Here is an 11,193-nt window from a genome sequence, read left to right on the forward strand (position 1 = left end):
GGTCCGGCCCTCCGGCGGGAGGGCCGGACCGCCGTCGTTTCGCCGTCGTCCCGTCCCCCGGGATTCACGAAACCGTCACAGGGGCTGCGTACGGGGCGCATCAGCGCTGTAATGGCGAACGTGGTCGGAGAGGACGCAACGGGACGCAGGACGAGGAACAGGCGTGCCGAGGACGTCCTGAAGGCGCTCGCCGCGGAGCCCGGCATGGCCGGGCGGCTGCGCCGGGTCCTCGAACAGCCGCTCGTCTTCTGCGGCGCCTCCCTGGCCGCCCTGTACACCCCGGACGACGACGGCGAACTGCTCTGCGTCCACGAGTCGGCGGGCGTGCCCCGGTCCCTGTACGGCCTGCGGGACGGCTACGCCCTGAACGGGCCCTCCCCGGCCGCCGACGCCCACCGCACCGGCCGCCCGGTCTGGCTCGGCCCCCGGGACCTCGCCGGTTTCGCGGAGGCCCGGCGCACCCCGGAGGGCGACTTCTCCCTGGCCGCGCTGCCCGTGCGCGGCGAGGGCTCCGGAGGGTGCCTGCTGGCCGTCACCGAGCACCCCGGCGGCTTCGACGCCGACGAGCGGGACTGTCTGGAACTGATCGCCGGCGCCGTCACCCTGCCCGCCCCGCCCGCCGCCGAGACCGGCGGTGAACTGTCCGACGACGCGTTCAGCCTCGCGGTGGACAGCGGCCACGTCGAGGTCGGCGCCGACCTCCTGAGGCTGTTCGGACTGACCCCCGCCGCCTTCGACGGCAAGGTGGAGACCCTGCTCGGCCTGACCGTTCCGGAGGACCTGCCCGCGCTGATGTCCGTCGTCGAGGCCGACCACATGTCCCTCGGCGAGCGGGAACTGGAGTTCCGCGTCGTCCGGCCCGCCGGCCCGCCCCGGTGGCTGCGGCTGCGCGGCCGCCTCCTGCCCGGCGGCGAGGGCCGCCCCGCCCGGCTCGTCGGCACCGTCGCCGACGCCTCCACCCTGCGCCCCGAGGTCACCGACGTCGCCCGCGTCCAGCGTCTGGCCGCCGCCCTCGCCACCGCCGGCACCGTCCGCGACGTCAGCCACGCCGTGGTCACCGCCCTGCGCGAGCCGCTGCGCGCCGATCGCATCGCGCTCGCCGAACTGGAGCACGACCGGCTCGTCGTGACCGTCCTCGACCCGCCCGACCAGGAGTCCTGGCCCGCGCTGTGGCGCCTGGAGTGGCGCACCGAATGGCCCGACGCGCCCGTGCGCGCCATGCCGACCCTCGCCGCGGCCCTGCGCGAGGGACGCGCCCAGATCTGGCCGGCCGGCGCCCCGCTGGAACCCGCCCTCGCCGAGGTCGGCCCGGGCGGCCTGGCCGTCCTGCCGCTGCCCGCGGGCGGCGCCATGGCGGGCGCCTGCCTGATCGGCTGGGACACCCCGCACCAGTTCGGCCCCGACGAACGCGCCCTGCTCACCGCCTCCGCGGGCCTCGCGGGACAGGCGCTCGTGCGCGCCCGCGCCTTCGACGCCGAGCACGAACTCGTCGGCATGCTCCAGCGCCAGCTGCTGCCCCGCCGGCTGCCCCGGCTGCCCGGCGCCGAGGCCGTCGCCCGCTATCTGCCGACCACCGCCGGACTGGAGGTCGGCGGCGACTGGTACGACGTCATCCCGCTGCCCGACCACCATGTCGCCCTCGTCATCGGCGACGTGCAGGGGCACAGCGCGGCCGCAGCCACCCTCATGGGCCAGATGCGCACCGCGCTGCGCGCCTACGCGGCCGAGGGGCACCCGCCCGACGTCGTCGTCCACCATGCCAACCGGCTGCTGATGGACATGGAGACCGACCTCTTCGCCACCTGCTGCTACGTGGAGGTCGACCTGGAGGAGGGCTCCGCCTGGTGCGTTCGGGCCGGACACCCGCCGCCCGTGCTGCGTCATCCGGGCGGCGGCACGGAGGTCGCCGAGGCCGAGGGCGGTCCGCCGCTCGGCGTGCTGCGCGAGGCCGTCTTCCCGATGAGCCCGCTGCGGCTGCGGCCCGGCACCGTTCTCGCCCTGACCACCGACGGCCTCGTGGAGTCCGCCGACACCGACATCGACACCGGTATCGAACGGCTCGCCGCCGCGCTCGCCGCGTCCGACCCGGCCCACCTCGGACTCGTCGCCGACGGGCTGCTCGTCGGGGCGCACCGCGACGACGACATCGCCCTGCTCCTGCTGCGCTACGACGGCATGGACGTACGGCCCCTGCGCGAGACCTGGGCCGTGTGGCGGGTGCCGGAAGCCGTCGGCCACGCCCGCCGGTTCACCCGGCGCACCCTGCGCGCCTGGCAGGTGCCGCCGCGGGACCGGGACGCGGCCCTGCTCGTCGTGTCCGAACTCGTCACCAACGCCCTCGTGCACACCGACGGGCAGGTCCGCCTCGACCTCACGCTGGTCGGCCGGCGGCTGCGGGTCGCCGTCGCCGACTCCTCGCCCCGCACCCCGGTCCGGCCGACCAGCATCAGCTGGGACGCCACCGGCGGACGCGGCATCCTGCTGGTCGAGGCGATGACGACGGCCTGGGGGACCGTGCCCGTCAGCGGCGGGAAGCAGGTGTGGTGCGAGATCGCGCTCTCCGGGTGACACCGGTCCGGGGCGCCCCGACCAGACAGAACGAGCCAGTCCCCACCGCCTCAAATCGCTGGATCCGCGGCTGTGGTGAAGCAGATGGAGGCTCTCGTGCTGTCCGGTGGCGCCGGTACGCCACGAAGACGTGGTCCTCCAGGCGCCGTCTGCCCTCCGGGAAGCGCAGCCCGGTCGCGTCGAGGAACGCCCGGCGGAACATCTTGTGCGGGGTGAGACTGTCGATCAGCGGGGCGTTCGCCACGGTGGCGCGGGGGCGGTCGCGGCGGAACAGCTCCACCGGCACCCCCCGGCCCCGGCCGGCCGTCTTGCCGACGACCACGTCGGCGTCGTGGGCGAGGCCATAGGCGTACATCCGCTCCAGGGCCTCGTCGCCCAGGTGGTCGTCGTGGTCGACGAACATCACGTACGTGCCGCGGGCGGCGTCGATGCCGATGCTGCGCGGCTTCCCCGACCAGCCGGAGTTCTCCTGGTGGAACACCTGCACCCGGGGGTCCGCGGCGGCCAGTTCGTCCAGCCGCTCCCCGGTGCCGTCGGTGGAGCCGTCGTCGACGAAGACCACCTCGTACTCGTCCGGGGGCAGGGACTGGCGCAGCAGCGACGCCACGCACTCCCCGATGTGCGGCCCGGGGTCGTACACCGGGACGACCACGCTGACCTTGACCGGCATCGGACTCCGAGCCCCCTACGGGGCGCCGGGCGTTTGCGCCAGATTACGGCCTTCGTGGCCGGACGCCGGCCCTGTGCGCGTCGTCCCGTGCGGGTCGCGGCGACACCCGGGGGGCGGCCGGGAGCCCGGGCCGCTCGGGGGTGCGCCGGTAGCCTGACGAGGTGCGTCTGCTCCTGATGTCCGACACCCATCTGCCCAAGCGCGCCAAGGTGCTGCCCGAGCCGCTGCTCGCCGAACTACCGCGCGCCGACGTGGTGTTCCACGCCGGGGACTGGGTCGACACGCCCACGCTGGACCTGCTGGAGAGCCGCAGCGCACGGCTCGTCGCCGTGTACGGCAACAACGACGGACCCGAGCTGCGCGCCCGTCTCCCCGAGGTGGCGCGGGCCGAACTCGGCGGACTGCGCTTCGGCGTCGTGCACGAGACCGGTGCCGCCCAGGGACGCGAGGCCCGGTGCGCGGCCCGCTTCCCCGACCTCGACGTGCTCGTCTTCGGGCACAGCCACATCCCCTGGGACACGACGGCCGCCACGGGTCTGCGCCTGCTCAACCCCGGTTCCCCCACCGACCGGCGCCGCCAGCCGTACTGCACGTACATGACGGCGACCGTCGACGCGGGCGCGCTCACGGACATCGCACTGCACCGGCTGCCCCGGCACTGACGTCCCGCGTCACCCGCTGGCGGAGCACTACCGCCGCGGATGGACGGCCCCGTCCGTCGCGGTCAGCGGCACCCCGGTGCCTCCCCAGCGCAGCGCGACGATCTCGGCGGCCACGGACACGGCGACCTCCTCGGGCGTCCGGGCGCCCAGGTCGAGCCCGACCGGGGAGCGCAGCCGCCTCAACTCGCCCTCGCCGAGCCCGGCTTCGGCCAGCCGCCGGATCCGGTCGTCGTGCGTGCGGCGGCTGCCCATCGCCCCGATGTACGCGGCCGGCCGGCGCAGCGCCACCTCCAGCAGGGGCACGTCGAACTTCGGGTCGTGGGTGAGGACGCAGATCACCGTGCGCGCGTCGGAGTCCATGCGGTCGAGATAGCGGTGCGGCCAGTCGACGACGACCTCCGCCTCCGGCGGGAACCGCTCCGGTGTGGCGAACGCCGGACGCGCGTCGCACACCGTGACCCGGTAGCCGAGGAAGACACCGATCCGCGCCACCGCGGCCGCGTAGTCGATCGCGCCGAAGACCAGCATGCGCGGCGGCGGCGCGAACGACTGCAGGAAGACGGAGACCGCGTCCTCGCGTCGCTCGCCGTGCCGGCCGTAGTGCCGGATCCCCGTGGCGCCCAGGGCGAGTTCGCCGCGTGCGTCTGCGGTGACCGCCGCGTCCAGTCCGGGCGTCCCCAACGTGCCCGCGACCCGGTCCGGCCACACCGCGAGCGCCGCACCGCGCGGGGCGGGCCCGTCGGCCACCGTCGCCACGGTCACCGGGCGGCCCGCCGCCACCGACCTCGCCATCTCGCCGAACACCGGATCGCTCCCGGCCGTCACCGGCCGCACCAGCAGGGTGATCTCGCCGCCGCAGGTCAGCCCGACCGCGAAGGCGTCCGCGTCGCTGTACCCGAAGGTCTCGAGGCGGGCCTCGCCGCTCGCCACGACCTCCTGGGCGATCTCGAAGACGGCCCCCTCGACACAGCCGCCGGACACGCTGCCCACGACCTCGTCCCCGGGGCCCACGGCCATCGCAGCGCCCGGGTCGCGCGGGGCGCTGCGGCTGGTGGCGACCACCGTGGCGAGCCCGAACGGCCGCCCCGCCGCGTACCAGCCCGCGACCACCGGGAGGATGTCCCGCATCGCCCGCTCCTCTCACCGCCGCCCTCCACGGCACCTGTGGCACCACCACGATCGCACCGCGCGCCCCGTCGCGCCGGGCGCAAAACCCGTTGCCGCCCCGATCGCCGTTCTGCTGCACTGGCCGGGCACAGCGAACGACCACGGAGAGGTACCAGGAGCCACCATGCGCCGAGCGTCCATGTCCCCCCAGGCAGGAACCACCCCCTTGCAGAAGGACATGACGCTTCGTGCACGTACTGAACCTCGGGATCCTCGCCCATGTCGACGCCGGTAAGACCAGCCTGACCGAGCGCCTGCTGCACTCGGCCGGCGTGACGGACGAACTCGGCAGCGTCGACGCCGGGAACACCCGTACCGACACCCTCGCGCTGGAGCGCCGGCGCGGCATCACCATCAAGTCGGCCGTCGTCTCCTTCGCCCTCGGCGACGCGACCGTGAACCTCATCGACACCCCCGGCCACCCGGATTTCATCGCCGAGGTGGAGCGGGTCCTCGGCGTGCTCGACGGCGCCGTCCTCGTCGTCTCCGCCGTCGAGGGCGTGCAGCCGCAGACCCGGGTGCTGATGCGGACCCTGCGCCGGCTGCGCATCCCCACCCTCGTGTTCGTCAACAAGATCGACCGGCGGGGCGCCTGCCGCGACAGCGTGCTGCGGGCCGTACGCGAGCGGCTGACCCCGGCCGTCGTCCCGATGGGCACGGTCCACGGCCTCGGCACCCGGGACGCCCGCTTCGTCCCCGGTGGCCCCGGACCGGAGGCGCTGGACGTCCTCGCCGATCTGGACGACGCGCTGCTCACCGCGTACGTCGAGGGCCGCGTGGCACCGGACGCCGTCCGCGCGGCCCTCGTGGACGGCACCCGGCGGGCCCTGGCCCACCCCGTGTACTTCGGCTCCGCCCACACCGGCGCCGGCGTGGACGCCCTGATCACCGGCATCAGGGACGTCCTGCCGCCCGCGGACGGCGACCCTGCGGCGCCGCTCTCGGGCACCGTCTTCAAGGTCGAACGGGGACCCGCCGGAGAGAAGATCGCCTACGCGCGGCTGTTCTCCGGGACCCTCCGCGTCCGCGACCGGGTTCCCTTCGGCCCGCCGGCCGGCGAGGACGGCGACCGTGCCGAGGGGCGCGTCACCGCCGTCAGCGTCTTCGACCGGGGCACCGACACCCGGGCCGACGAGGTGCGGGCGGGCCGGATCGCCCGTCTGTGGGGGCTGAACGACGTCCGGATCGGCGACGCCCTCGGCGCGCCCCGCACGGCGCACGGGCACCTGTTCGCGCCGCCGACTCTGGAGACGATCGTCGACCCGGCCGACGGCACCGACCGCCGGGCCCTGCACCGCGCGCTCACCCGGCTGGCCGAACAGGACCCGCTCATCGGCCTGCGCCACGACGAGGTACGCCAGGAGACCCATGTGTCCCTGTACGGCGAGGTGCAGAAGGAGGTCATCGAGGCCACGCTCGCCGAGGAGTCCGGTCTGCGGGTCGCCTTCCGCGAGACGACACCGCTGTGCGTCGAGCGGCTCGTGGGCCGGGGCGCCGCGGTGGAGTTCAACAAGAAGGACGGCAACCCCTTCCTCGCCACGGTCGGTCTGCGCGTCGAGCCCGCGCCGCCCGGCTCCGGCGTGCGCTTCCGGCGGGAGGTCGAACTGGGCTCCATGCCGTACGCCTTCTTCAAGGCCGTCGAGGACACCGTGCGCGAGACCCTCGGGCAGGGCCTGTACGGCTGGCAGGTCCCCGACTGCGTCGTCACCATGACGCACTCCGGCTACTCGCCCCGGCAGAGCCACGCCCACCAGGGCTTCGACAAGAGCATGTCCAGCACCGGCCACGACTTCCGGGGGCTGACCCCGCTCGTGCTGATGGAGGCGCTGCGCCGTGCGGGCACCCGGGTGCACGAGCCGGTGCACCGGTTCCGCCTGGAGACCCCGGCCGACACCCTGGCCGCGCTGCTGCCCGCCCTGGCCGGGCTGCGCGCGGTCCCGCACACCACCGGCACCCGCGGCGCGGTGTGCGTGCTGGAGGGCACGGTGCCGGCCGCCCAGGCGCACGCGCTGGAGCAGCGGCTGCCCGGTCTGACCCGTGGCGAGGGCGAACTGGAGACCGCCTTCGACCACTACGCGCCCGCACCGCCCGGCCCGGTGCCCCACCGCCCGCGCACGGACCGCGACCCGCTGAACCGCAAGGAGTACCTGCTGAACCTGACCCGCCGGACGGGAGCCTGAGCCCCGACGGGGGTGGGCACGGCGGGCGGCACCGGACCCGCTCGCCCCTGGGGCAGGCCGCCGCGTTCGCCGGAGTGGCCGTCGGCCCGCCGCACGTACGCCCACCCCGTCCTCGGTCGCCGTGCGGCCCAGGGCGACCGAGGACGGGGTGGGCGCGGTACTGAAGGCCCTGGGCCGATCAGCGGGCCGTCGGACTCGTCCAGCCGGACTGCACATGGCCGAGCCGGACCCGCTGCGGGTGGTCGCCGACGGGGACGGACACCTGCTTCTTCCCGGTGGCGAAGTCGATGGCGGTGACCTGGTCGGTGCCGCTCTCGGAGACCACGCAGGACTTCCCGTCGCCGCTGACCGTGGCCCAGTACGGCTTCGACGCGGTGACGAGGGGGCCCTCGGTGAGCGTGGCGCGGTCGACGACGGTGGCGTAGTCGTCCATCGTGCCCGCCACGCACAGCTTGGCGCCGTCGGGGCTCATCGAGATGCCGTGGTGGCGTGAGTCGTTGACGAACGTGGTGCGGTCGTCACTGGTCGCCGGGTTCTTCGGCAGGGTCTTCGCGCGGGTGATCCGATCGGTGGCGACGTCGTACTCGAAGAAGCCGTTGAAGAACGACACCTGGAAGTACAGCTTCGACTCGTCCGGCGAGAACACGGCGGGCCGCACCGCGTCGGAGAAGTCCCGCAGGCCGAGCGCGTCCAGCTGGGGCCGCATGTCGATGACCTTGACCTGCTTGAACGTGGTGGCGTCGACGACGGTGACGCGCCGGTCACCCTTCGTCCAGTCCAGCCAGGGGGCGTCGGTCTGGGTGTTCACCTCGCCGATCGCCATGTTGTAGATGTACTTGCCGTCCTTGGTGAAGATGTTCTCGTGCGGTTTGTCGCCGGTGGCGAAGCTGCCCAGTTCCCGGCCCGTGTCGATGTCCAGCACGTGCACGGTGTTGGAGGTGGACGCGGAGACGGCGACCCGCTCGCCGTCGGGGGAGACGGCCATGTGGTCGGCGCGGTAACCGGACACGGGGAAGCGCCAGTTGACGGCTCCGGTGGCGAGGTCGAGGGAGACCACGTCGGCGAAGCTGGGGCGCGAGACGACGACGGACCTCCCGTCCGGCGTGGAGTACATGTCGTCCACGAACTGGTCGTGGCCCTCGCCGACGCTGTTGCGGATCGCCATGAAGTAGATCCACTTGATGGGGTTGGCGTTGATCTCGGCCATCCGCGCGTCCTTGTCGGGGATGACGTCGATCCGGCCGATCTTCGCGAAGTCGCCGGTGGACTTGATGACGTCGGCGGTGCCGTCCCAGTTGTTGCCGACGAACAGCACCTCCCGGAGCGCGGCGGGGGAGGGCTCGGCGGCGGTGGCAGCGGTGGCAGCGGTCGCGGGAGCGGCGACCGTCAGGGCGAGGGCGGCGGTCACGGAGCACAGGTGCCTGGATCTGATGGCAGGCATGACGGCTCTCTTCCTCTGAGGTGGGGCGTCATGAGTGGGGCATGCCAAGAGCGGTCGTGAATCTGAACACCTTTGCTTTCAGAATCAACTTACTGAAAAGTAAGGAGAGTGCGCCCTTCTCCACAAGACTGCGTGCACGACAAAATTGGTCCCCGGACGGGCGCGGCGGCGGGAGGACAGCGTGGCGGGCAGGCTCAAGGCGCCCACCGGCCGCTACGGCGGCAGGTCGGCCGCGGAACGACAGGCCGAGCGCCGACGCCGCTTCCTCGACGCCGCGCTCCAGCTGTTCGGCGACACCCCCGGCTACCGGGCCACGACCGTCGCGGCGCTCAGCATGGCGGCGGGTCTGTCGACCCGTCAGTTCTACGAGGAGTTCCGCACGTTGGAGGACGTGCTGGCCGCGCTGCACCTCCAGGTCAACGGCTGGGCGGAGGAGGCGGTCCTCACGGCGGCCGCCGACGCCGGGCCGCTGCCGCTCGCCGAGCGCGCCACCGCGATCTTCCGCGCCTACGCGGCCAACGTGACCGCCGACCCCCGCCGGATCCGCATCACCTTCGTCGAGATCATCGGCGTCAGTCCCCGGCTGGAGGAGCAGCGCCTTGCGCGCCGGGCCCGCTGGGTGGACCTGGTGTGCGCCGAGGTGGCGTCCGCCGTGGCCCGGGGCGAGGCCGCGCCGCGCGACTACCGCCTCGCCGTCACGGCGTTCATCGGCAGTATCAACGGGCTGCTGCACGACTGGAGCGCGGGCTGGGTGGAGGCGACCCTCGACGAGGTCGTCGACGAACTGGTCCGCCTCCTGCTCGGCATCCTCCAGCCGGCCGGCCCCCGCCCCGTCGGGCCGTGAGCGGGGGAGCCCCCGTCCTCAGGAGTGGTCGTACACCGGAAGGCCCGGCGCGAAGTGGGCGACGGCGGCGGCGAACCGGTCGCGGTCCAGGCGCCACCCGTTCACCGCACGGGAGGACACCGCGACGTCGGGCGGCACCGGCACCAGACGCCGCAGCACGGCATGGGCCGCCGGACCGTCGCCGGGCAGCGGCGGGGCGCCCTCGCGCCGTGTGACACCGACGTAGGGCAGAGAGGCACTGCCCGTCGGCTGCCGCCAGAACACGAACCCCGTGATGTCGCTCCAGGGCACATGGGCCGTCGTCGCCGTGTAGCGGGCGGGACTCCCGCCGAGCAGCACCCCGGTGCCGTCCACCCGGAACGCGACCTTGCGGCTCATCGCCACGAAGGCCATGAACAGCCCGCCCCCGCCGAACAGCGGCAGCCCCAGGATCCGCGCGAACAGCGGCATGTCCGGCAGGAGGAGGGCCGCGGTGAACACGGCGCAGAGCGTCAGGATTCCCACCGTCCGGCGGTCCCAGCCGTAACGCGCCTCGTACACGGGCGCTCCGTCGTCAGCCATGCACCGGATCATGACCAGGGCCGGACCCCGAGGGAAGCCCTACGGGGCGACCGTGCCCCGAGCGAGACACAGGGCCAGACCGACGATCCCCAGGACGCAGGCCGGCAGCCACGCCATGAGCAGCCGGCGCCGCAGGGCGCGGTAGGCCGCCTCGTACTCCTGGCGCAGCCCGCCGGCGCGATCCGCCGTCCGCTGCCAGGAGGCGCGGGCGAGCGTCAGGTACTCCTCCTCGAACCGGCGCTCCACCTCCTCGCGCTGGGCCCCCGTCAGCCAGTGCAGCGGCTCGCAGAAGCGCTCGGCGGCCGTGCGGCCCTCCGCGCGGGTCGCGGCGAGCAGCAGATGCCCCTCGATGTCGTTGAGGAACTGGTCCGTCACGCTCACAGCGCGGCCACCTCCCGCTCCGGTGCCGTCGCGTGGTGCAGGTCGAACGCCGGGGACTCGGAACGGATCCGCGGCAGGGTGACGAAGTTGTGCCGCGGCGGCGGGCACGACGTCGCCCACTCCAGTGAACGGCCGTACCCCCACGGGTCGTCGACGCCGACCCTCGCACCGTACTTGGCCGTCTTCCAGACGTTGTAGAAGAACGGCAGGAACGACAGGCCCAGGACGAAGGAGAAGACGGTCGACAGCGTGTTGAGCGCCGTCAGGCCCTCCACCGCCAGATAGTCGGGGATGCGCCGCTGCATGCCGTTCACCCCCAGCCAGTGCTGGACCAGGAACGTGCCGTGGAAGCCGGTGAACAGGGTCCAGAAGGTGACCTTGCCCAGCCGCTCGTCGAGCAGCTTGCCGGTGAACTTCGGCCACCAGAAGTGGAATCCGGCGAACATCGCGAAGACCACGGTCCCGAAGACGACGTAGTGGAAGTGGGCCACCACGAAGTAGGTGTCCGAAGTCGGGAAGTCCAGCGGGGGAGAGGCCAGCATGACGCCCGTGAGGCCGCCGGACACGAACGTCAGGAGGAACCCGAAGGACCACAGCATGGGCGTCTCGAAACTCAGGGACCCGTTCCACATCGTTCCGATCCAGTTGAAGAACTTCACGCCGGTGGGGACGGCGATGAGGAACGTCATGAAGGAGAAGAACGGCAGGAGCACTCCGCC

9 protein-coding genes and 1 pseudogene are annotated in these 11,193 nt (G+C 73.4%); 4 read left to right on the top strand and 6 right to left on the bottom strand.

The window, feature by feature from the left end:
• Positions 1–111 precede the first annotated feature (111 nt).
• Positions 112–2,568 (top strand): SpoIIE family protein phosphatase, encoded by a 2,457-nt coding sequence (locus ACFRAC_RS36100; RefSeq protein ID WP_382939380.1) that lies wholly within the window; start codon positions 112–114, stop codon positions 2,566–2,568.
• Positions 2,569–2,677: 109 nt separating this feature from the next.
• On the opposite strand, the pseudogene ACFRAC_RS36105 reads toward ACFRAC_RS36100, so the two are convergent.
• Positions 2,678–3,238, bottom strand: a pseudogene (locus tag ACFRAC_RS36105) (glycosyltransferase family 2 protein); the annotation flags it as partial.
• 161 nt (positions 3,239–3,399) lie between these two features.
• Here ACFRAC_RS36105 and ACFRAC_RS36110 point away from each other — a divergent pair.
• Complete coding sequence (locus tag ACFRAC_RS36110) at positions 3,400–3,900, top strand: metallophosphoesterase family protein (protein WP_382939383.1); 501 nt, start codon at positions 3,400–3,402, stop codon at positions 3,898–3,900.
• Positions 3,901–3,927: 27 nt separating this feature from the next.
• Here the strand turns inward: ACFRAC_RS36110 and ACFRAC_RS36115 are convergent, their stop codons facing one another.
• Positions 3,928–5,028 carry an XdhC family protein gene (locus tag ACFRAC_RS36115; protein ID WP_382939385.1) on the bottom strand — a complete coding sequence of 367 codons (1,101 nt, stop codon included), beginning with the start codon at positions 5,026–5,028 and terminating at the stop codon, positions 3,928–3,930.
• 227 nt (positions 5,029–5,255) lie between these two features.
• Between ACFRAC_RS36115 and ACFRAC_RS36120 the strand changes: the two genes are divergently transcribed.
• Positions 5,256–7,247: a GTP-binding protein gene (locus tag ACFRAC_RS36120; RefSeq protein WP_382939388.1), complete on the top strand. Its 1,992-nt coding sequence runs from the start codon at positions 5,256–5,258 to the stop codon at positions 7,245–7,247.
• 178 nt (positions 7,248–7,425) lie between these two features.
• Here ACFRAC_RS36120 and ACFRAC_RS36125 read toward each other — a convergent pair whose 3' ends face one another.
• On the bottom strand, positions 7,426–8,688 hold the full coding sequence (locus ACFRAC_RS36125) for a YncE family protein (protein WP_382939392.1): 1,263 nt from the start codon (positions 8,686–8,688) through the stop codon (positions 7,426–7,428).
• A 181-nt stretch (positions 8,689–8,869) separates the two neighbouring features.
• Between ACFRAC_RS36125 and ACFRAC_RS36130 the strand changes: the two genes are divergently transcribed.
• Positions 8,870–9,532, top strand: coding sequence for a TetR/AcrR family transcriptional regulator (locus tag ACFRAC_RS36130; protein ID WP_382939397.1), 663 nt, complete (start codon positions 8,870–8,872; stop codon positions 9,530–9,532).
• Between the two features lie 18 nt (positions 9,533–9,550).
• Here the strand turns inward: ACFRAC_RS36130 and ACFRAC_RS36135 are convergent, their stop codons facing one another.
• From ACFRAC_RS36135 to ACFRAC_RS36145, 3 genes are all read right to left on the bottom strand, one after another.
• Positions 9,551–10,093: a hypothetical protein gene (locus tag ACFRAC_RS36135; RefSeq protein WP_382939403.1), complete on the bottom strand. Its 543-nt coding sequence runs from the start codon at positions 10,091–10,093 to the stop codon at positions 9,551–9,553.
• A gap of 39 nt (positions 10,094–10,132) precedes the next feature.
• Entirely contained in the window at positions 10,133–10,474 is a 342-nt protein-coding gene (locus ACFRAC_RS36140; protein ID WP_382939408.1) for a hypothetical protein, read from the bottom strand.
• Positions 10,471–11,193 (bottom strand): cbb3-type cytochrome c oxidase subunit I (locus ACFRAC_RS36145; RefSeq protein WP_382939412.1); only part of this gene is annotated, 723 nt, incomplete at its 5' end. The genes ACFRAC_RS36145 and ACFRAC_RS36140, both read right to left, overlap by 4 nt.

Origin of the sequence: Streptomyces sp. NPDC056628, assembly GCF_042792555.1 — a bacterium.
Classification (GTDB): Bacteria; Actinomycetota; Actinomycetes; order Streptomycetales; family Streptomycetaceae; genus Streptomyces.

Coding starts and splice junctions, on each gene's coding strand:
- ACFRAC_RS36135 (WP_382939403.1), bottom strand. CDS start 10,093: ATGGCTGACGACGGAGCGCCCGTGTACGAGGCGCGTTACGGCTGGGAC.
- ACFRAC_RS36115 (WP_382939385.1), bottom strand. CDS start 5,028: ATGCGGGACATCCTCCCGGTGGTCGCGGGCTGGTACGCGGCGGGGCGG.
- ACFRAC_RS36100 (WP_382939380.1), top strand. CDS start 112: ATGGCGAACGTGGTCGGAGAGGACGCAACGGGACGCAGGACGAGGAAC.
- ACFRAC_RS36125 (WP_382939392.1), bottom strand. CDS start 8,688: ATGCCTGCCATCAGATCCAGGCACCTGTGCTCCGTGACCGCCGCCCTC.